Origin of the sequence: Cellulosimicrobium sp. I38E, from assembly GCF_001647255.1 — a bacterium.
In the GTDB taxonomy this organism is placed as follows: Bacteria; Actinomycetota; Actinomycetes; order Actinomycetales; family Cellulomonadaceae; genus Cellulosimicrobium; species Cellulosimicrobium cellulans_E.
In genome coordinates this window covers 1-20759 of the sequence record NZ_LUAZ01000060.1, presented here as the reverse complement: position 1 = coordinate 20759, position 20759 = coordinate 1, and the positions used below count along the sequence as shown (strand labels likewise).

Sequence of the window (20759 nt, the reverse complement as noted above, 5' to 3'; positions counted from 1 at the left end):
GGGGCCACGGGGGCGTCGGCGGCGGGCTCGACGGACGCGGACGTCGCACGGGTCGCGCGGCGCGACCGGCGCGCGGGCTTCTTCTCGGCGGCGTCGGGAGCCGCCGCCGAGGCGACCGGCGCCGGGTCGGCGGGTGCCGTGGGCGCGTCGGCGGGGGCGGGCGCGCCGTCCGCCGGCGTGGCCGGCACCTGGGCCGGCACCTGGGGCGGCGCCGCGCTGCGGGTGGCGCGGCGACGGGCGGGCTTGCGCCCTGCGGTGGTCGGGCTCTCGGCCCGGTCGTGGGTCGCGGCGGCGTCCGCCGTCGACTCTGAGGGGGTGCTGTCGGAGGTGCTGTCGAGCGTCACGCGTCGTGCTCCTGCTGCCACAGGGACCGCCCCGCACCGTGCGGCCCCTCGGGGCGGTCGGTCGTCGCTCGTGACGAGCGCACCGGAGCGCGTCGTCCGGCGACGGAAGTCGTCGGCCACGGCCGCGGTCCGCGTGCGCGGCGCGGGCGCCTGCCACCGGGCCCTTCGCCCCGGTCGGCGCTCCGACTGCCGCGGTCCGCTGGTGCCGCGATCTCGTGCTCGTCGGGAGGGCGATGCGGAGCCCACCCGGCTCCGCCCAGTATCGCACAGGGGCGCGAACGAACTCGGGCGACACGCACCGGCCGTCGGGGCGCCGGTCCCGGCCGACCGGGACCAAGGTCCCGAGCGCTTGTGAACATAGTCACAAGCGGCGTGTTTTCAGCACTTCGCGTCATCTCCCGCCCTGCCGATGGGGCAGATTGGGCCTAGCGTCAGAGCAGGGCGGTCCTCCCCCGGGCCGTCCTGACCGGCGTCGTAGCTCAGCACCTCCCCCCTGAAGCCCGCCGACCCGTCGGCCCCCCGAGGAGCGCACGTGGAAGCCCTGGATCTCGCCCGGTGGCAGTTCGCCATCACGACCGTCTACCACTTCATCTTCGTCCCGCTGACGATCGGGCTGGCGCCGCTCGTCGCGATCATGCAGACGGCCTGGGTGCGCACCGGCAACGAGCGGTGGCTGCGCCTGACCAAGTTCTTCGGCAAGCTCCTGCTCATCAACTTCGCCCTCGGCGTGGTGACGGGCATCGTGCAGGAGTTCCAGTTCGGCATGAACTGGAGCGAGTACTCGCGCTTCGTCGGCGACGTGTTCGGCGCCCCGCTCGCGATGGAGGCGCTCGCCGCGTTCTTCATCGAGTCGACGTTCCTCGGGCTGTGGATCTTCGGCTGGGACCGCCTCAACAAGAAGGTGCACCTCGCGTGCATCTGGGCCGTGGCGATCGCGACCAACCTCTCCGCGTTCTTCATCCTCGCCGCGAACTCGTGGATGCAGCACCCCGTGGGCGCGATCTTCAACCCCGAGACCGGGCGCGCCGAGATGAACGACATCGGCGCCGTCCTCACGAACAACACTCTCTGGGCGGCGTTCCCGCACCAGATCACGGCGACCTTCCTCACCGCGGGCACGTTCGTCACGGGCATCGCCGCGTGGTGGATGGTGCGCCTCGTGCGCACCCGCAAGGCGGAGAACGTCGAGCTCGCGCGCGACGTCTACCGCCCGGCCGTCACGCTCGGCGTCATCGCCATGCTCGTCGGCGGGCTCGGGGTCGCCGTCTCCGGCGACATCCAGGGCAAGATCATGTACGAGCAGCAGCCCGGCAAGATGTCGTCCGCCGAGGCGCTGTGCCAGGGGCAGGAGGGCGCCGCGTTCTCCATCCTCACGATCGGCGACCTGTCGAACTCGTGCGAGAACGTCACGCACCTCATCGAGATCCCCGGCCTCGCGTCGTACCTCGGCACGGGCCACTTCTCCGGGCCCGAGAGCTACCTGCCGGGCGTCGAGGACGTCCAGGAGCAGATGACCGAGCGCTACGGCGACGTCACCGCGGCCGGCGACCCGGTCACCTACACGCCGAACCTCGCGATGACGTACTGGTCCTTCCGGCTCATGATCGGCATGGCCGCCGGCTCCGTGCTCCTCGCGCTCATGGCGCTGTGGCTCACCCGCAAGGGCCGCGTCACCGACAACGTGTGGTTCGCGCGCGTCGGCCTCATCGCCATCCCGATGCCGTTCCTCGCGAACTCGTTCGGCTGGATCTTCACCGAGATGGGCCGCCAACCCTGGGTCGTCGCCCCGAACCCCACGGGCATCGACCAGATCCGCCTGCTCACCGAGCGGGGGGTGTCGACCGTGGTGAGCCCCGGCGTCGTGCTCACGTCGATGATCGTGTTCACGCTCGTCTACGGCGCGCTCGCCGCGGTCTGGTTCACGCTCATGCGCCGCTACGCGATCGAGGGCGTGCCGCTGGTGGTGCACGACGAGTCGCCCGAGGCGCAGGAGCCGCCCGACGACGGCACCGAGGCCGCAGACCGCCCGCTGTCCTTCGCGTACTGACGCGCCCGGACCCGTCCAGAATCTCAGGAGAACACCACCGTGGATCTCGCCGTCGTCTGGTTCGTGCTCATCGCGGTCCTGTGGACCGGCTACCTCGTGCTCGAGGGCTTCGACTTCGGGGTCGGCATGCTGCTGTCGATCCTCCCGCGCGGTGACAAGGAGCACCGGGAGAAGGAGCGCCGCGTCCTCATCAACTCCATCGGCCCCGTGTGGGACGGGAACGAGGTCTGGCTGCTCACCGCGGGCGGCGCGACGTTCGCCGCCTTCCCGGAGTGGTACGCGACCCTCTTCTCCGGCTTCTACCTGCCGCTCCTGCTCATCCTCGTCGCGCTCATCGTGCGCGGCGTCGCGTTCGAGTACCGCGGCAAGATCCGCGACGAGGGCTGGGCGCGCCGCTGCGACGTCGCGATCCAGGTCGGGTCGTGGGTGCCCGCCGTGCTGTGGGGGGTCGCGTTCGCCAACCTCGTGCGGGGCGTGCAGCTCGACGCCGACCACCAGTTCGTCGGCGGGTTCTTCTCCCTCCTGTCGCCCTTCGCGCTCCTCGGCGGCCTCGTCACGCTGAGCCTGTTCCTGCTGCACGGCTCGGTGTTCGTCGCGCTCAAGACCGACGGCGAGATCCGCGCCCGCGCCCGTCAGCACGCCTCGGTCTTCGGCGTCGCGGCGCTCGTGCTCGCGGGCGGCTGGGCCGTGTGGGCCCAGGTGGCCTACTCCGTGCCGTGGACGTGGGCGGCCGTCGTGCTCGCCGCCGGCGGCCTCGTCGCGGCGCTCGTCGCCAACCGTCGGGGCGCCGAGGGCTGGGCGTTCACCGCCTCCGCCGTGACGATCGTCGCGGCCGTCGTGCTCATCTTCGGCTCGATGTACCCGGACGTCATGCCCGCGGTCGACCCGGCGAACTCGCTGACGATCCACAACGCGTCGTCCACCGACTACACGCTGACCGTGATGACGTGGGTCGCGGTGATCCTCACGCCGCTCGTCATCGCCTACCAGTCGTGGACCTACTGGGTGTTCCGCCGCCGCCTCTCGACCAAGGACATCCCCGCGCCCGCCGGGCTCTCGCTCAAGAAGGTCCGCGAGGCGGCGTTCGGCGGGGCGTCCTCCGGTGGCTCGGCCGGACGCAGCCTCGGGACCGGCGGGTCGGGCGACGCGTGAAGCCGCTCGACCCGCGGCTCCTGCGCCACGCGCGGGCCGCACGGGGGTACGTCGTCCTGACGGCGGTGCTGGGGTTCGCCACGGCGGCCCTGGTCGTCGCCCAGGCGGTCGTCCTCGCGTCGGTCCTCGCGCCGGCGATCCAGGGGACGGCCGACCTGGCCGACCTCGGGCCGCGGGTCGGGCTGCTCGCCGGGGTCGTCGCGGCCCGGGCGGCGACGTCCTGGGCGCAGGAGCGGTTCGCGCTGCGCGCCGCGACCCGGACCGTGGCCGAGCTCCGCGAGCAGGTCGTCACGCACGCCGTGGCCCTCGGGCCGCGGTGGCTCGCGTCCGGGCGCGGACCCGAGGTCGCCACGCTCGCGACGCGCGGGCTCGACGCCCTCGAGCCGTACATGGTGCGCTACCTGCCCCAGCTCCTGCTCGCCGCGACCGTCACGCCCGCGACGCTCGCCGTCGTCCTGGGCCTGGACTGGGTCTCGGCGGTGATCATCGCGGTGACGATCCCCCTCGTCCCGATCTTCATGGTGCTGGTCGGGCGGCTCACCGCCGGGACGTCGGAGCGGCGCCTCGTCGTCATGCAGCGGCTCGGCGCGCAGGTCCTCGACCTGCTCGCCGGCCTGCCGACCCTCCTCGCGTTCGGTCGCGCGCGCGGCCCGGAGAAGCGCGTGCGCGCGCTCGGCGACGCCAACCGGCGCGCGACCATGGGAACGCTGCGCATCGCGTTCCTCTCGGGCATGGTCCTCGAGCTCCTCACGACGCTGTCCGTGGCGGTCGTCGCGGTGGGGGTCGGGCTGCGCCTCGTGCACGGCGGCATGGAGCTCGAGCCCGCGCTCGCGGTGCTCGTGCTCGCGCCCGAGGTCTACCTGCCGCTGCGCCAGGTCGGCCTCCACTTCCACGCCTCGACCGACGGCATCGCTGCGGCGGAGCAGGCGTTCGCGGTCCTCGACGAGGAGGCCCCCGAGCCCGGGACGACCCCCGCGCCCGCGCTCTCCGGCACCACGTTGGCGCTGCGCGGCGTGAGCGTCCGGGCGGGCGACCGCGACGTGCTCGCGCCCGCCGACCTCGACCTCGAGCTCCGGCTCGGGGCGTCGGGCCGCGTCGTCGCCCTCACCGGGCCCAGCGGCGCGGGCAAGACGACGACGGCGCTCGTCCTCCTCGGCCTCGTCCGCCCCGACCGGGGCACGGTCACCCTGACCGCTCCGGGTGCGGAGCCGCTCGACCTGGCCGACGTCGAGCGCGCGACGTTCTGGCCCCAGGTGGCGTGGCTCCCCCAGCGCCCGGTGCTCGCCCCGGGCCGGCTGCGCGACGTCGTCGCCGGCGGCCTGCCCGTGAGCGACGCCGACCTCGACCGCGCCGCGCGCACCGCGGGTCTGGACGCCGTGCTCGCGACGCTGCCCGACGGCTGGGACACCGCGGTGGGACGCGGCGGCGTCGGGCTGAGCGTGGGCCAGCGCCAGCGCGTCGCGCTCGCCGCGGCCCTGCTCGACGACCCCGCGCGCGTCCCGCTCGTCGTTCTCGACGAGCCGACCGCCCACCTCGACGCGCGCGGCGAGCAGGTGGTGCTCGACGCCGTGCGGACGTTCCGCGACCAGGGCCGGACGGTCGTCGTCGTGGCCCATCGCGCCTCGCTCGTCCGCGCCGCCGACGACGTCGTCGGGGTCCGCTCGGCGGCGCTCGCCGCCCCCCGGGCTCTCGCGGACGGCGGACCCGAGGACGCGGCCGACCTCGCTCCTGCCGCCGCGTCCGTCGAAGGGAGGCGCCCGTGACCGGACCCCGTGCTCGCCTCGCGGACGACCCGCTGTGGCGCGCCGTCGGGCTGCTCGACGTGCGCTGGCGCCGCGTCGCGTGGGCCGTCGTGCTCGGCACGCTCTCGCTCGGGAGCGCCGTCGGCCTCGCGGCCGTCGCCGCGTGGCTCATCGCGCGCGCCTCGCAGATGCCGCCCGTCCTCACGCTGTCCGTCGCTGTCGTCGGCGTCCGCGCCTTCGGCATCTCGCGCGGCGTCTTCCGCTACCTCGAACGCCTCGCCTCGCACGACGTCGCGCTGCGCGGCATGGCCGCCCTGCGCGCCAACCTCTACACCGCCCTGGCGGAGGGGTCGCCCGCCGCGCTCGTCGGGCTGCGGCGCGGCGACCTGCTCGCCCGGGTCGGCGCGGACGTCGACGCGGTGGGCGACGTCGTCGTGCGCGCGCTCGTCCCGGCGGGCGTCGCGCTGGCGATCTCCGTGGGCTCCGTGGTGCTCGTCGGGGCGTTCGTGCCCGCCGCGGGCGTCGCGCTCGCGCTGTGCCTGCTCCTCGCAGCGGTCGTCGCGCCGTGGCTCTCCGCACGGTCGGCGCGCGAGGTCGAGGCGCGCGGCGCGACGACGCGCGCGGCGATGACCGCGACGACGCTCGAGATCCTCGAGCAGTCCGGCCCGCTCGCCGTCTCGGGCCGTCTCGACGCGCGCCTCGACGACCTGCGCGCGACGGACCGCGCCCTCGCACGCGTGACCGACGACGGCGCCCGCCCCGCCGGGGTAGCCGCCGGGATCGCCGCGCTCGCGGTCGGCCTCGCCGTGCTCGCGTCGCTCCTGCTCGGCATCCCGGCCGTGACGGCCGGGACGCTCGCGCCCGTGGAGCTGTCGGTCATCGTGCTCACGCCGCTCGCGGTGTTCGAGGCCGCGAACGCCCTGCCCGCCGCCGCCGTCCAGCTCCACCGCTCGCGCCAGGCCGCGGCGCGCGTCGTCGCGCTCCTCGACGGCTCCGCGGGGAGCGCCACCGCGGCGGCCCGCACCGCGGACGCGTTCGCCTCCGGTCCGGCGGAGCCGTCGTCCCCCGAGCAGGCGTCGCTCGCGCTCGACGACGTCGCGGCGGGCTGGCCGGGCGCGGCGCGCGTCGTCGTGGCGGGGGTGGACCTCGACCTGCGCCCCGGGCGCGCGGTCGCGGTCGTCGGGCCGTCCGGCGTCGGCAAGACGACGCTGCTCGCGACCGCCGCCGGGCTCGTCCCCGCGCTCGCGGGCCGGGTGACGCTCGACGGGACCGAGGTGAGCACGCTCCCCCGCGAGGCCGCGGCGCGCGGCGTCGTGCTCGTCGCCGAGGACGCGCACGTGTTCGACACGACGGTGCTGGAGAACCTGCGCGTCGCGCGAGGCGACGTCACGGCCGAGGAGGCCGCGGCGACGCTGCACGACGTGGGCCTGGACGCCTGGCTCGCCGCGCTGCCGGACGGCGTCGAGACGCTGCTCGGCCCGGACGCCACGACCGTCTCCGGCGGCGAGCGTCGTCGTCTGCTCGTCGCGCGGGCGCTGTTGTCACCCGCGCCGCTGCTCCTGCTCGACGAGCCGGCCGAGCACCTCGACGCGGCCGGCGCCGACGCGCTCGTGCGGCACCTCGTCGCGACGACCCGCGCGCCGGCTGGCGCGTCGGCGGGCGCGTCGGCCGGAGGTGCCCGGCGCGGCGTCGTGCTCGCGACGCACCGGCTCAGCGCGCTCGAGGCCGTCGACGAGGTGCTGCTCCTCGGTGTCCCCGACGGTGCACCGGGCGACGCTCCGGCGCGTGTCGTGGCGCGCGGGACGCACGCCGAGCTGCTCGGTCTCCCCGCCTACCGGTGGGCGCTCGACCAGGAGGCGCCGGCACCGCGGTAGCACCGAGGTCGCCCCGAGATCGACCCGTACGGTCGAGATCGACCCTCCGAGGGCCGATCTGGAGACCGACGGGTCGATCTCGGACGGTGCCGGCGCGTCAGCCCTCGCCGAGACGCGCGAGGAACAGCGCCTCGCCAACCGCGAGGTTCTCGATCTCGCTCGGCGCGACCGACTCGTTCGGCGCGTGGATGAGGCACGCCGGCTCCTCGACGCCGAGGAGCACGATCTCCGCGTCCGGGTACTGCCCGGCGAGCACGTTGCACAGCGGGATCGACCCGCCTTGCCCCGCGGTCACCGTCTCGCGCCCGTACGCGTCCGCGAGCGCCGCCGTGAGCGTGTCGAACACGTGCCCGCTCGTGCGGGCCGCGAACGGCTGCCCGACGGCGTCGCGCTCCACGCGCACCCGCACCCCCCACGGGGCGTGGGCCTCCAGGTGTGCGACGAGCGTGTCCTGGAGCTCCTGGGCGTCCGAGCCGGGAGGGACGCGCAGGTTGAGCCGGGCCGAGGCGCGGGGCTGGATCGCGGCGGCAGAGCCGACGACGCTCGGCGCGTCGATCCCGAGGATCGTCACCACCGGACGTGCCCAGAGCCGGTCGGCGACGCTGCCCGTCCCGACGAGCCGGACGCCGTCGAGCACGCCCGCGTCGTGACGGAACTGGTCCTCGTCGTACGCGACGCCGTCCCACGTCCCGTGCGCGACGGCGGCCGGCACGCCGTCGATCGTCGTGTCGCCGTTCTCGTCACGCAGGCTCGCGAGCACCGCGACGAGCGCGGCGAGCGCGTCCGGTGCCGCCCCGCCGAACATGCCCGAGTGGATCTCGCCCTCGAGCGCCTCGACGTGCACGACGACGTTCGCCGCACCGCGCAGCGTCACGGTGAGCGTCGGCAGGCCGAGCTCGGCGTTGCCCGTGTCCTGGATGAGCATCGCGTCGGCCGCGAGCGCTCCCGGGTTGGCCTCGACCCACTGGTCGAGGCCGCCCGTCCCCTGCTCCTCCGAGCCCTCGACGACGAGCCGCACGCCGACCGGGTAGTCCTCGCCGCCGAGCGCGCGCAGGGCACGCAGCGCGGTGAGGTGCGTGACGATGTTCCCCTTGCAGTCGGCGGCCCCACGCCCGTAGAGCCGGCCGTCGCGCTCGGTGAGCTCGAACGGCGGCGTCGTCCACGCGTCGTCGTCGAGGGGCGGCTGCACGTCGTAGTGCGCGTAGAGCAGCACGGTGGGGGCGCCGTCGGGGCCGGGGCGGTGCCCGAGCACGACCTGCGACCCATCGGGGGTGACCTCGAGGCGCGTGTCGATCCCCTCGGCGCGGAACGCGTCGGCGACCCACTGCGCGGCGCGCTCGCAGTCGGCGCGCGGGAACAGGCGCTCGTCGGCCACGGACGGGATGGCGACGAGCGTGCGCAGGTCGTCGAGCGCGCGGGGCACGAGGTCCCGCACGGCGGCGCGCACCTCCTCGACGTGACCGGCCCCGTCGGGTCGCGCTCCGGTGCCCTGCTGGCTCATGCGTCCTCCTCGGTCGGGGTGCCGTCGGCGCCCTCGGTGGCGTCGCTGCCCGGCTCGGTCGTGCGGCCGGGGTCGAGGTCGAGCGAGTCGACGTAGGCGTCGAACTCGTCGAGCTGGTCGGGGCAGTAGACCTCGATGACGAGCCGGTCGCCCGCGAGGCGACGCTCGTCGAGCACGGACGGGCGCAGCCCCGGGCCCGCCGCCCCGTTCGCGGCGCCGAGGTTCGCCGTCGCCTCGACGAGCGCGGCCGGGTCGGTGCAGAAGCCGCCGCCGTCGTCGCCCAGGACGTCGGCGATGGTCTCCTCGCTGAAGGCCGTGATCCCGATCTCGGCGAAGCGGTCGTGCAGCTCCGCCGCCTTCTGCTCGGCCTCGCGCGCGTCGCGGTGGGACCGCACGGTGTCGAAGGCGATCAGCATGACCGCGCCGAGCGCGACCAGGAGCAGCGCGGCGGCGGTGTACGTCACCCACCGCCTGGACGAGACCGGCTCGGGCTCGTGCACGGGGACGTGGTCGGGGCGCGTCGAGGTCATGCCGCCTCCCCCTCCCCCGCCTCGTCCGCCGCCGCGATGGCCGCGGCCTCGGGGTCCTTCCAGGACGGCTTGCGCAGCAGGTAGAACAGCGCCGGGACGAGGAGGCCGATGATGCCGAGACCGCCGCCGACGATGAGCACGTACACCCCGACGCTCCCGCTCGAGAACTGGGCGGGCGGCACGAACCCGATGATCATCGCGGCCACCGACGCGCAGAACCCGACGACGCACAGGAGCGTGAGCGCCGGGGCGCGGTAGCCGCGCGGGTGGTCGGGTGCACGACGGCGCAGCCGCACGGCCGCGACGAACAGCAGCAGGTACATGACGAGGTACACCTGCGTCGTGATGACCGACAGGATCCAGTAGGCGCTCGAGACGTCCGGGATGAACGCGTAGAGGAGCGCGATCCCGGTCGTGATGAGGCCTTGCGTGACGAGGATGTTCTGCTGCACCCCGTGCTTGTTGAGGCGCTGGAGGAACGGCGGGAGGTAGCCCTCCTCGCGCGCGACCGTGAGCAGGCCCTTGGACGGCCCGGCGAGCCACGTGAGCATCCCCCCGAGGGACGCCGCGATGAGCATGAGGCCGAGGATCGGCGTCAGCCAGCTCACGCCGAAGTTGGCGAAGAACGCGTCGAACGCCTGCATGACGCCCGCGGTGAGGCTGAGCTGGTCGGCCGGGATCACCCAGCTGATCGCGACGGCCGGGAGGATGAAGATGAGCAGCACGAGCCCGATCGCGAGGAACATCGACCGCGGGAACTCGGTCGAGGGCTTGCGCAGGCTCGTGACGTGCACCGCGTTCATCTCCATGCCCGCGTAGGACAGGAAGTTGTTGACGATGAGCACCAGCGACGCGAGGCCGGTCCAGGCCGGGAGCAGGTGCTGGGCGTCCATCGGCGCGGCCGACGGGTTGCCCTGGGCGAGGAACACGATGCCGAGCACGACGAGGATCGCCGCCGGGATGAGCGTCCCGATGATCAGTCCCCAGCTCGACAGCCCGGCGACCGTCTTGGTGCCCTGCGAGGAGAGCCACACGCCGGTCCAGAAGAGCACGACGATGACGATCGCCACGTACAACCCGTTGCTCGCGAGGCTCGGGTTGATGACGTACGCGAACGTGCTCGCGACGTACCCGAGCAGGCTCGGGTAGTAGAAGATCGTCATCGCGAACTGGCACCAGATGGCGAGGAAGCCAAGCGGCTTGGAGACGCCGTCCGCGACCCACCGGTACACCCCGCCCGACCATCCGGACGCGAGCTCGGCGGACACGAGCGACGTCGGCAGCAGGAACACGAGCGCGGGGACGACGTAGAGGAACACCGCCGCGAGGCCGTAGACCGCCATCGTCGGCGCGGCGCGCAGGCTCGCGACCGACGACGTGATCATGAACGCGAGCGTGAGCCAGGTGATGTAGTTCTTCGGCGTCCGTGCCGTGATCGCCGCGCGCACCTCTGCGTGCGTCGGCGCACCCGTGGACGAGCCCATCCCCACCCCCGAAGCCGTGACCCCGCGGGGCCGACCGGGACGGCGCGCGGAGGGCGCGTCGTCGGAACATCGCGAACATATCCCCGGGGGCCAGGTCGCGCCTGCGGAAGCGCAGGTGGGAGCGCCGGGGGCACTCGAACGGCACCCGAACGGCACGGTGATACGTTCGCGAGGCGGCCCGTCCCGCGCCGGGCGGGCCGTGACCACCACGGACGACCCCGGGAGCAGCGTTGAAGATCCTCGTGCCCAGCACCATCGCCCTCGACGTGCGCGGCGGACCGGGCGACGAGGTCGTCGGCTACGACGCCGCGGCGCCGCTGCGTCCCGAGGACGCCGACGCCGAGGTGCTCGTGGCGTGGGCGAACACCCCTGCGAACCTCGCGGACGCCGCCGCGCGGCTCACCCGCCTGCGCTGGGTCCAGACGCTCGCGGCCGGTCCGGACGCGGTGCTGGCCGCCGGGTTCGGGCCCGGGGTGACGATCACGTCGGGCCGGTCCCTGCACGACGGCCCGGTCGCCGAGCACGCGCTCGCGCTCGTCCTCGCGGCGGTGCGGCGGCTCGACGTGCTCGGGACGGCGCAGCGTGAGCACCGGTGGGACACCGCCGTGAACCGCGCGCAGGCCGACCCCGCGACCGCCGCGCGGTACACGCTCGACGGCGCGCGCGTGACGGTCTGGGGTTTCGGCTCGATCGCGGCGCGCCTCGCGCCGCTGCTCGCGGCCCTGGGCGCCGAGGTGACGGGCGTCGCGAGCCGCCGCGGCGAGCGCCACGGATTCCGCGTCATGACGGACGACGACCTCCCGGACGTGCTCGCGACGACCGACGTGCTCGTCTCCCTGCTGCCCGCTCTCGACGCGACCCGCCACGCGTTCGACGCCGCCCGGATCGACCAGCTCCCCGACCACGCGGTCTTCGTCAACGTCGGCCGCGGCGCCACGGTCGACGAGGACGCCCTCGTCGCGGCGTTGCGCGACGGCCGCCTCGGCGGTGCCGCGCTCGACGTCACCGAGACCGAGCCCCTGCCGGAGACGTCACCCCTGTGGGACGCACCCCGGCTGATCCTCACGCCGCACGTCGCGGGCAACCGCCCCCAGCGCGCGTCGGACCTCGTGAACGCCAACCTCGACGCGCTCCGCGCGGGCCGCGAGCTCCGCAACGTCGTCCCCCGCTGACCCGCTGAGTGCATGAAATAGTCGCGTCCGAGTCGATCGGGCGCGACTATTTCATGCACTCAGCGGAGCCGGGGGCGGGCTACCAGCGGCCGTTGCGCGGGCGCGGCTGGCAGCGCGGGCACGTGTACGACGACCGGTTCATGAACTCATCGCGCCGGACGGGCGTGCCGCACCGGGGGCACGGCTCGCCCTCCTGCCCGTACACCGCGAGCGAGCGCGAGAAGTAGCCGGACTGCCCGTTGACGTTGACGTAGAGCGCGTCGAAGCTCGTGCCGCCCTGGGCGAGCGCCTCCGTCATGACCTCGGCGGCGGCGTCGAGCAGGCGGTGCGCCTCCGGGCGGCGCAGCGTGTCGGTGGCGCGCGCGAAGTGCAGCCGCGCGCGCCACAGCGCCTCGTCGGCGTAGATGTTGCCGACCCCGGACACGACGGTCTGGTCGAGCAGCGCGCGCTTCACGCCAGTCCGACGACGGCGGATCGCGTCGACGACGTCGTCGCGCCGCAGGGCGGGGTCGAGCAGGTCGCGGCCGATGTGCGCGACCGGACCGGGGACGGCGGCGAGGTCGGACCCGAGGCCGCCGGGGGCGCCGTCGGGCGTGGGGACGAGGTCCTGGACGGACAGGTGCCCGAACGTGCGCTGGTCGACGAAGTCGAGCGCGAGCGCGCCCGACGGACCGGTGCCGTCGGGCTCGAGCACGAGCCGCACGCGCAGGTGGGGTGACCGCTCGCCGAGGCCCGGCCCCGAGCGCACCAGGAGCTGGCCGGACATCCCGAGGTGCGCGAGCAGCGCGGCCGCGGGGCCGTCGTCCGGCCCGTCCGTCGACCCGGCCGGCGTCAGCGGGAGCCAGAGGAACTTGCCGCGGCGCACCGCCGCGTCGAGGCGCTGGCCGAGGAGCTGGTCCCGGAAGTCCGCGGGGCCGCCGTCGTGGCGCCGGACGCTGTAGTCGCGCAGCACCTCGACGTCGACGACCCGGGCGCCCAGCACGTGGCGGTCGAGACCGTCGCGGACGGTCTCGACCTCGGGCAGCTCAGGCACCCGCGTCCTCGACGGCCTCCGCCGCTGCCCTCGGGCGCTCGTCGGCCGGGGCCGTCTCCGCCTGCTCGGTCGCCAGGGCGCGGTAGGCGCGCTCGGCGGCCTCCTGCTCGGCGTACTTCTTCGCCGTGCCGCTGCCGGTCCCGTAGAGCCGGCCGTCGAGGTGCACGTACGAGGTGAAGACGCGCGCGTGGTCCGGCCCGACGGCGTCGCTCGAGTAGGAGGGGGCGCTCAGTCCCGCGGCCGCGGCCGCCTCCTGGAGCGACGTCTTCCAGTCGAGCCCTGCGCCGAGCCCCGCGGCGGCGGACAGCGTCGGCTCGACGAGCCGGAGCACGAGGCCGCGTGCGGGCTCGAGCCCGTGGCTCAGGTAGACCGAGCCGATGATCGCCTCGACGGTGTCGGACAGGATCGAGTCCTTGTCGTTGCCGCGCGTACGGATCTCGCCCTTGCCGAGCAGCACGTACTGCCCCAGGCCGAGCCGGCGCGCGATCGCGGCGAGCGACTTCTGCGAGACGGTCGCGGCACGCATCTTGGCGAGCTCGCCCTCCGACAGGTCGGGGTGGCGGCGGTAGAGGGTCTCCGTGACGACGAGGCCCAGGACCGTGTCACCGAGGAACTCGAGACGCTCGTTCGTGGGGATGCCGCCGTTCTCGTGCGCGAACGACCGGTGCGTGAGCGCAAGCACGAGAAGCTCGGGGTCCAGATGGACCCCGAGCTTCTCGAGAAGACCGGATGCCGGTGCAGCCGGTGCCACGCGCCTCAGCCTGCGTGCTCGGTGCGCAGCGCCTCGGCGTACTGGCGGCCCTTGTAGGTACCGCACGTCGGGCACGCCGCGTGCGACAGCTTGTCGCCCTTGCACTGCGGGCAGGTGGTGAGGTTCGCGGCGGTCGTCTTCCACTGCGAACGACGCGCACGGGTGTTGCTGCGCGACATCTTGCGCTTCGGAACAGCCACGGCTAGCTCTCTTTCGTCTCGTCGGACACGTTCGAGGTGTCGAACATGCTCTCCAGCGCCGACCACCGAGGGTCGACAAGTTCGTGCGTGTGCCCCGGGTCGTCCGCCAGACGCGCCCCGCACTCGGAGCACAGCCCCGGGCAGTCCGCTCGGCACACCGGACTGAATGGTAGTGCAGTGACGACCGAATCCCGTAGCGCGGGCTCGATGTCCGCGAGGTCGCCGTCGAGGTCGTAGACGTCCTCGGCGTCCTCCAGGTCGTCGCCCGACTCCTGGGCGGCCTTCGCGCGCTCGGGGTAGGCGAAGAGCTCCCCGAGCTCCACCGTGACGTCCTCGTGGACCGTGTCGAGGCAGCGCACGCACTCCCCGACCGCGCGCCCCGACACCGTGCCCGAGACGAGCACGCCCTCCATGACCGCCTCGAGACGCAGGTCGAGCTCGAGCTCGCTGCCCTCGGGGATGCCGATCACGGCGGTCCCGAGGTCGGCCGGCGCAGGCACGGTCCGGCGGACCGTCAGCATGCTCCCGGGTCGCCGACCGAGCTCGTGCGTGTCGAGCACGAGCGGCGACGTCTTCTCGGCGGTGATGGCGGACTCCAGGATCGCCAGGCCGCGGGCGTGGGCGCCCGCGGACGGATGGTCAACGATGGTCGGGGGCCGACGGCCGCTCGACGGCGACTGCCAGGCACAGGCCGACGCGTGACGCGCCGAGCCAAACATCGATCTTACGTCACGGGACGGCCCGACCGCCACCTGCCCTCTGCGCCCGCAGAGCCGGGATCCCGGCGTCGGGCCGACGGCCCACGGCTCGGTCGCGGCCGGCGGGCATCAGCGCCCGGCGCGCTCGCGCATCGTCGCCGGGAACGGCGACTCCTCCGGCTCGCCGACGCGGTCCCCGAGGCGGTCCGCGAGCTTCGCGCGTCCGCCCTGGACCTGCGCGAGCAGCTTGCCGAGGTCGACCTCGAAGTCGGCGAGCCTGCGGTCGCAGTAGTCGTCGGCGTCGCGCCGGAGCACGGCCGCCGCCTCGTCGGCCTCGTCCACGATCTCCCGCGCCCGCGACTCCGCCTGGACCACGACCTGCTCCGCCTGGACGAGCTCGATCGCGCGCGCCCGCGCCGTCGTGAGGATCTCCTCCGCCTGCCGGTGCGCGTCCTCGAGCACGGCGTCCGCCTGGGCCAGCACCTCGTCGGCGTGCGCGAGCTGCTCGGGCAGCGCGCCGCGCAGCTCGTCCAGGAGCGCGACCGCGTCGCCCTTGTGCACCAGCACCGACGCGGACATGGGCATCGCACGCGCCGACTCCACGAGGTGCGTCAGGTCGTCGAGGATCGCGTTGAGCCCGACCTGCGCCTCCTCCGTCGCGCGGTCCTCGTGCGTCACCCGTCGGTCCTGCTGCTCGCTCACGTACCCGGTCCTTCCCGTCGTGCTCACCTGCTGCTCCCCTGCACCCGTGCCAGCGCCGCACGGACGGCGTCCCCGACCCCCGGGGGGACCAGGTCGTCGACCGGCCCCCCGTAGCGCGCGATGTCCTTCACGAGCGACGACGCGACGTGCAGGAGCGCGGCGTCGCCCGCGACGAACACGGTCTCGACGCCCGCCAGGTGCCGGTTCATGAGCGCCATCGGCAGCTCCGCGTCGAAGTCCGCGCCACCGCGCAGCCCCTTGACCACGGCGCCCGCGCCGATCTCCCGGCAGAAGTCCACCAGGAGCCCCGGCACGACCTCCACGCGGACCCCGTCGAGCCCGGCGTCGGCGACCGCCGCACGGGCCAGCGCGACCCGCTCGTCGACGCTCAGCAGCGCCGACTTCGACGCGTTCCGCGCGACGCCGACGACGACCTCGTCGAAGAGCGCGCGGGCACGTCGGACGATGTCGAGGTGGCCCAGGGTGATCGGGTCGAACGACCCGGGACAGACGGCTGTGGTCACCTCGTCACGGTAGTACACGAGGCCGCGCGGACCCCGGCGGCACGACCGGGCGGGCGCGGATCGTCGTCACGCGCGACGATGGTCCGCGTGACCGCCCCGGAGGAACCCGCCGTCGTCCCGCTCACGACGCCCGAGCTCGTGCGCTCGCTCCACCGAGACGTGCTCGCGCCGTCGTTCCCGCCCGCCGAGCTCGTGGACGTCGACGAGCTCCTCGACGACCACGCGAGCGGACGCCTGCGCAGCCTCGGGGTCGTGGAGGCCGGTCGTGTCGTCGCCGGCGTCGTCGGCGAGTGGTTCCCCGACGCGCGCGTCCTCCTCGTCCTCTACCTCGCCCTAGCACCCGGCCGGCGCGGCGGCGGGGTCGGCGGGCAGCTCGTGGCGGCGGCCCTCGCCGACTGGCGCGCCCTGGACCCGCTCCTCGTCGTCGGGGAGGTCGAGCACCCCGCGCACCACGTCGGCAGCGAGGCGCACGGCGACCCCGTCGCGCGGCTGCGGTTCTACGCGCGCCTCGGCGCCCGGGTCCTCGCGCTCCCCTACTTCCAGCCCGGCGACGGCCCCGGCGGCGAGCGCGTGCCCGCGCTCCTGCTCGTGTCGTTCCCCCTCGGGCCGGGCGCGGCCGACGACGTCCCCGCCGCGCCGCTGCGCGCGTTCCTCGCGGAGAACCTGCGCGCGAGCGAGGGCAGCCTGGCGGACGACGCCGCGACCCGCCGTCTGCTCGACGCCGCGAGCGGTGACCGCGTCGCGCTCGTCGACCCTGCCGACCCCGCCGCCCTCGCGACCGTCCCCGTCGGTCTCCTCGCCCCGGACGAGGCCCACGCCCCGTCCGCCTGAGGCCCGTCGACCAGACCGTCCCGACACGCGAGCAGGCGATCCGGGCGTGTCAGGTGGCCCGGACGCGCCGGAACCGCCTGCTCGGCAGGGCGGGGCGCCGGCGGAACCCCGGCGCTACGTCTCGTCGGGGAGCTCGGGACCGACGAAGTACACCGTCGTCTCGCCGTAGTCCTTGCGCGCGACGACCTCCCAGCCCGTCGGCCAGGTCGGCTCGGGCGTGCGCGTCGAGCGCTCGACGACGACGACGGCGGCCGGGTCGAGGACGCTGGGCACCGCGAGGTGGGCGAGGACGCGCTCGAGGGCCTCGGCGGTGACGTCGTACGGCGGGTCGACGAGCACGAGGTGGTACGGACCGCGGCCCGCGCGACCTGTCGGCGTCCCGTCCGCCCCGCCGACCGCCGCCCGCTGCGCCACGTCCGCGGCCACGCCGGCGACGAACGTCTCGGCGGGCTGCGCGACGACGCGCACGGTCGTCAGACCGAGGGCCGCGACGTTGCGCCGGGCGACGTCGGCGGCGACGCGGGCCGAGTCGACGAGCGTCACGTCGGCGGCGCCGCGGCTCGCGGCCTCCAGGCCGAGCGCGCCCGAGCCCGCGTAGAGGTCGAGGACGTGCGCGTCGTCGACGACGCCCAGGTGCTCGAGGCGCGAGAAGATCGCCTCGCGGACGCGCTCGCTCGTCGGCCGCGTCCCGCGCGGCGGGACCTGCAGCGTGCGTCCCCCTACCGTTCCCGCCACGATCCTCGTCACGCGCCCAGCCTAGACACGCCGCGCGGGGTTCGAGGCACGAGGCGGTGGTGCGGGATCGTGACGACCTCGCGCAGCGGCCGGTGGAGAATGCGGCCCGCTCACGCTCGTTCGAGGAACTCCTCGCGCTCGGGGTCGAGCTGGTCGCGGATCGCCTCGGCGAGCGCGGGGTGGTCGGTCAGGTCCGGGTCGTCCGCGACGACGGCGGCCGCGTCGGTGCGCGCGGTCTCGATGACGTCCGCGTCCTTGACCACGCGCAGGAGCCGCAGGGAGCTCGCGCGCCCCGACTGCGCCGCCCCGAGGACGTCGCCCTCGCTGCGCAGCTCGAGGTCGACGGTCGCGAGCTCGAACCCGTCGGTCGTGCGCGCCAGCGTCTCGACCCGCGTCGCGGCGGGTGTACCCGGCAGCGCCGTCGAGACGAGCAGGCACAGCCCGGCCGCGGACCCGCGCCCGACGCGCCCCCGGAGCTGGTGAAGCTGGGAGATGCCGAACCGGTCCGCGTCGAGGACCACCATGACCGTGGCCTCGGGGACGTCCACGCCGACCTCGACGACCGTCGTCGAGACGAGCACCTGGACCGCGCCCGAGGCGAAGTCGGCCATCACCGCGTCCTTGTCCGCCGGGGCCATCTGCCCGTGCAGCACCCCGACCTCGAGCCCCGCGAGACGCGGGTGCGCGCGCAGCTCCTCGGCGACCTCGAGCACGGCCCGCAGGGGTGCGCGGTCCGGCGCGTCCGGGGCCTCGGGGTCGAGGAGGAAGTCGGGCACCTCGTCGAAGTCGTCGGTCCCCTTCGGCGGCCCGTCCGCGTCCGGCTCGTCCGGGTGGATGCGCGCGCACACCACGTACGCGCGGTGCCCGGCGTCGACCTCCTCGCGCACGCGCGCCCAGGTGCGCTCCATCCACGCCTCGTTGCCTGCGGGCACGACGTGGGTCGTGATCCCCGCGCGCCCCGCCGGGATCTCCGTGAGCGACGACGTCTCGAGGTCGCCGAACACCGTCATCGCGACGGTGCGCGGGATCGGGGTGGCGGTCATGACGAGGAGGTGCGGGGCCGTCCGCGCCTTGGCCCGCAGCGCGTCGCGCTGCTCGACGCCGAACCGGTGCTGCTCGTCCACGACGACGAGGCCGAGGTCGGCGAGCTGCACGTGCTCGGACAGCAGCGCGTGCGTGCCGACGACGATCCCCGCCGCGCCGCTCGCGGCGTCGAGCAGCGCCTCCTTGCGCGCCGCCGCGCCGAGCGACCCGGTGAGGAGCGCGACGCGCGTCCCGTGCTCCGCGCCGCCGAGGAAGCCGCCCTCCGCGAGCGGTCCGAGCAGCGCGCGCAGGGTGCGCGCGTGCTGTGCGGCGAGCACCTCGGTCGGGGCGAGGAGCGCCGCCTGCCCGCCGGCGTCGATCACCTGGAGCATGGCGCGCAGCGCGACGACCGTCTTGCCCGAGCCCACCTCGCCCTGCAGGAGCCGCTGCATGGGCCGCGCGAGCGCGAGGTCCGTCGCGATCTCCTCCCCGACCTCGCGCTGACCCGCCGTCAGCGTGAACGGGAGGGCGGCGTCGAAGTCGGCGAGGATGCTCGGCTCCCCCGGTCCGCGGGGAGGGCGGGCCGTCGCCGGCTCGGCCGCGGCCCGGGCCCGGCGCTGGGCGAGCGCCGCCTGGAGGACGAACGCCTCCTCGTACCGCAGCCGGTCGCGGCCTCGCCGCCACTGCTTCTCGTCGTAGGGCTCGTGCACGTCGCGCAGCGCCTCGAGCCGGGTCCCGAGCCCGTGCCGCTCGCGGACGGCGTCCGGGAGCGGGTCCGGGACGTCCTCCTCGCGCAGCGGGTCGAGCACGGTGCGCACCGCGGGCTGGATCTTCCAGCTCGGGATGCTCGCGCTCGCGGGGTAGATGGGGATGGGCCGGCTCGCCTCGAGCACGGCGCTCTCCGTGTCCTCGGCGTCGTCGTCGACCCCGATGATCTTGTAGTCCGGGTGCGTGAGCTGGCGCGTGCCCCGGTAGAGCCCGACCACCCCCGTGAAGAGCCCGTGCCGCCCCGGGGCGAGCCGCTGCTCGTGGTAGCGCAGGACGTTGGGGCTCTTGGCGAAGAACGTGAGCGAGAGCTGCTGCGGGCCGTCCGTCACGACCGCCTCGAGGATCGCGCCCGCACGGTTGCGCATGCGCCGGACCGTCGCGCTGCGCACCTGCGCGACGATCGTCACGTGCTCGCCGAGGGCGAGGCCGCCGAGGTCCGTGAGACGCCCCGGGTCCCCGTAACGACGTGGGTAGTGCCGCAGGAGGTCCCCCACGGTCTCGAGGCCCAGCTTCGCGAGCGGGCCCGCGCTGCGCGTGCCGACGGCACGGGTGAGCGGCTCGGCCAGGCGGTCGCTCATCCCTCGGCCTCCACGGTGACCTCGACGTCGTCGTCCACGGACTCCGGTTCCTCGACGGCGAGCGTGACGACGCCGCCGTCGCGCCCCGAACGCAGGAGCACGACCTCGGCGCCGCGCTCGGTCGCGTGCGCCGCGAGCACGTCGAGGGCCACGCCCGGCACGTCGTCGTCGGCGAGCACCGAGGCGAGCGCACCGGGGCGCGCGAGGAGGGTCTCGAGCAGGTCCGTCAGCCGCTGCGCCAGCGCCGGGGCCGGCACGCCCGCGGTGTCGAGGTGGGTCCACCGTGCGGCGTCGAGCGCCGACCGGGCCGCCTCGAGCCGCTGCGCGGCGCCGGGCTCCACGAGCTGCGCGGCGGCGAGCGCCACCGCGACGTGCAGGTCGGTCACGGCGGGCAGCACCTCGAGCGTCTCGATCCCGTCGTCGCGCAGGGTCGCGCGCAGGGACTCGACGTCGTCCTCCCGCAGGTCCGCGCCGGGCAGGAGCGCGACGTGCGACGCACGGGCGTCGACCGCGACGCGGTGCAGGGCGGTCAGGTCGGGGGGGCCGGAAGCCTCCCGCAGCAGCACGACCGCGCCCGCCCGCGCGAGGTCCGCGACGAGCCCGGGCGCCGTGGTCACCGCGACCACCCCGGGAGCGTCGACGACGGCGGACGCACCGGTCCGGGCGTCGTGCGCCCCGTCGGCGGCGACGTCCGGGACGTGGCCGGGCTCGTGGGTTCCGGGGAGGTGGCGGACACGCACCTGGCGCAGCGCGACGTCGGCCCCCGCCGTGGACGGCGCGCCGACCTCGTGACCGTCCCGCGCGGACCGCAGGGTCGCGAGCGTGGCTCGCCCGACGGTGACCGCGGCCATCGGGTCGTCGGTGTGGACGTGCGCCTGCCAGAGGCCCGAGCCGTCGTCGCCCGGCCCGCCCACCACGACGACGGAGTCGCCGATCCGCGCGAGCTCCGCGCGCAGCAGCTCCGCGGGGTCCTCGCCGGCCACGCGGGCAGGGTGCTCCGCGCCGCCCACCGGGACGTCGACCACGTACATCACCTCGAACTCGCCCCCCTCGTGCCCGGACCGCGGCCC

The 20759-nt window shown here is 75.0% G+C and carries 18 protein-coding genes and 1 pseudogene; 6 read left to right on the top strand and 13 right to left on the bottom strand.

The window, feature by feature from the left end:
- On the bottom strand, positions 1-344 hold a 344-nt coding region (locus A0J59_RS17170), incomplete at its 3' end, for a hypothetical protein (protein ID WP_369799793.1).
- Between the two features lie 532 nt (positions 345-876).
- Here A0J59_RS17170 and A0J59_RS17165 point away from each other — a divergent pair.
- From A0J59_RS17165 to cydC, 4 genes are read left to right on the top strand one after another with little or no spacing between them, the layout of a single operon-like run.
- Entirely contained in the window at positions 877-2391 is a 1515-nt protein-coding gene (locus A0J59_RS17165; protein WP_047234576.1) for a cytochrome ubiquinol oxidase subunit I, read from the top strand.
- Between the two features lie 39 nt (positions 2392-2430).
- Positions 2431-3543: a cytochrome d ubiquinol oxidase subunit II gene (cydB, locus tag A0J59_RS17160; protein ID WP_047234577.1), complete on the top strand. Its 1113-nt coding sequence runs from the start codon at positions 2431-2433 to the stop codon at positions 3541-3543.
- Entirely contained in the window at positions 3540-5306 is a 1767-nt protein-coding gene (gene cydD, locus A0J59_RS17155) for a thiol reductant ABC exporter subunit CydD (RefSeq protein WP_064316926.1), read from the top strand. Before cydB ends, cydD begins: the two co-directional genes overlap by 4 nt.
- Entirely contained in the window at positions 5303-7159 is a 1857-nt protein-coding gene (gene cydC, locus A0J59_RS17150; RefSeq protein WP_064316925.1) for a thiol reductant ABC exporter subunit CydC, read from the top strand. Before cydD ends, cydC begins: the two co-directional genes overlap by 4 nt.
- A gap of 97 nt (positions 7160-7256) precedes the next feature.
- Here the strand turns inward: cydC and A0J59_RS17145 are convergent, their stop codons facing one another.
- The 3 genes from A0J59_RS17145 to A0J59_RS17135 are packed head-to-tail and all read right to left on the bottom strand — an operon-like array spanning position 7257 to position 10674.
- Positions 7257-8660 carry a dipeptidase gene (locus A0J59_RS17145; protein ID WP_064316924.1) on the bottom strand — a complete coding sequence of 468 codons (1404 nt, stop codon included), beginning with the start codon at positions 8658-8660 and terminating at the stop codon, positions 7257-7259.
- Positions 8657-9190, bottom strand: a complete 534-nt coding sequence (locus A0J59_RS17140; RefSeq protein WP_064316923.1) for a hypothetical protein — start codon at positions 9188-9190, stop codon at positions 8657-8659. The genes A0J59_RS17145 and A0J59_RS17140 overlap by 4 nt, the downstream gene beginning before the upstream one ends.
- Positions 9187-10674, bottom strand: a complete 1488-nt coding sequence (locus A0J59_RS17135; protein ID WP_082141532.1) for an APC family permease — start codon at positions 10672-10674, stop codon at positions 9187-9189. Before A0J59_RS17135 ends, A0J59_RS17140 begins: the two co-directional genes overlap by 4 nt.
- 230 nt (positions 10675-10904) lie before the next feature.
- Here A0J59_RS17135 and A0J59_RS17130 point away from each other — a divergent pair, with 230 nt between their 5' ends.
- Positions 10905-11846 carry an NAD(P)-dependent oxidoreductase gene (locus tag A0J59_RS17130; RefSeq protein ID WP_064316922.1) on the top strand — a complete coding sequence of 314 codons (942 nt, stop codon included), beginning with the start codon at positions 10905-10907 and terminating at the stop codon, positions 11844-11846.
- A 79-nt stretch (positions 11847-11925) separates the two neighbouring features.
- Here A0J59_RS17130 and mutM read toward each other — a convergent pair whose 3' ends face one another.
- From mutM to coaD, 6 genes are all read right to left on the bottom strand, one after another.
- Positions 11926-12879 (bottom strand): bifunctional DNA-formamidopyrimidine glycosylase/DNA-(apurinic or apyrimidinic site) lyase, encoded by a 954-nt coding sequence (mutM, locus tag A0J59_RS17125; RefSeq protein WP_064316921.1) that lies wholly within the window; start codon positions 12877-12879, stop codon positions 11926-11928.
- Positions 12872-13630 carry a ribonuclease III gene (gene rnc / locus A0J59_RS17120; RefSeq protein WP_064316920.1) on the bottom strand — a complete coding sequence of 253 codons (759 nt, stop codon included), beginning with the start codon at positions 13628-13630 and terminating at the stop codon, positions 12872-12874. The genes mutM and rnc overlap by 8 nt, the downstream gene beginning before the upstream one ends.
- A 5-nt stretch (positions 13631-13635) precedes the next feature.
- Positions 13636-13830 (bottom strand): 50S ribosomal protein L32, encoded by a 195-nt coding sequence (gene rpmF / locus A0J59_RS17115; protein WP_021482203.1) that lies wholly within the window; start codon positions 13828-13830, stop codon positions 13636-13638.
- Between the two features lie 2 nt (positions 13831-13832).
- Complete coding sequence (locus A0J59_RS17110; protein ID WP_231581951.1) at positions 13833-14351, bottom strand: DUF177 domain-containing protein; 519 nt, start codon at positions 14349-14351, stop codon at positions 13833-13835.
- Between the two features lie 306 nt (positions 14352-14657).
- Positions 14658-15230: a hypothetical protein gene (locus tag A0J59_RS17105; protein WP_255365306.1), complete on the bottom strand. Its 573-nt coding sequence runs from the start codon at positions 15228-15230 to the stop codon at positions 14658-14660.
- Between the two features lie 23 nt (positions 15231-15253).
- On the bottom strand, positions 15254-15754 hold the full coding sequence (gene coaD, locus A0J59_RS17100; RefSeq protein ID WP_047234591.1) for a pantetheine-phosphate adenylyltransferase: 501 nt from the start codon (positions 15752-15754) through the stop codon (positions 15254-15256).
- An 87-nt stretch (positions 15755-15841) separates the two neighbouring features.
- Here coaD and A0J59_RS17095 point away from each other — a divergent pair, with 87 nt between their 5' ends.
- Complete coding sequence (locus A0J59_RS17095) at positions 15842-16585, top strand: GNAT family N-acetyltransferase (protein ID WP_156186479.1); 744 nt, start codon at positions 15842-15844, stop codon at positions 16583-16585.
- A 114-nt stretch (positions 16586-16699) separates the two neighbouring features.
- On the opposite strand, the gene rsmD is transcribed toward A0J59_RS17095, so the two are convergent.
- From rsmD to A0J59_RS17080, 3 genes and pseudogenes are all read right to left on the bottom strand, one after another.
- Complete coding sequence (gene rsmD / locus A0J59_RS17090) at positions 16700-17332, bottom strand: 16S rRNA (guanine(966)-N(2))-methyltransferase RsmD (protein WP_047234584.1); 633 nt, start codon at positions 17330-17332, stop codon at positions 16700-16702.
- A 98-nt stretch (positions 17333-17430) separates the two neighbouring features.
- Positions 17431-19689, bottom strand: a complete 2259-nt coding sequence (locus A0J59_RS17085) for an ATP-dependent DNA helicase RecG (RefSeq protein ID WP_064316919.1) — start codon at positions 19687-19689, stop codon at positions 17431-17433.
- Positions 19686-20759: pseudogene (locus tag A0J59_RS17080) on the bottom strand (hypothetical protein); the annotation flags it as partial. The gene A0J59_RS17085 and the pseudogene A0J59_RS17080, both read right to left, overlap by 4 nt.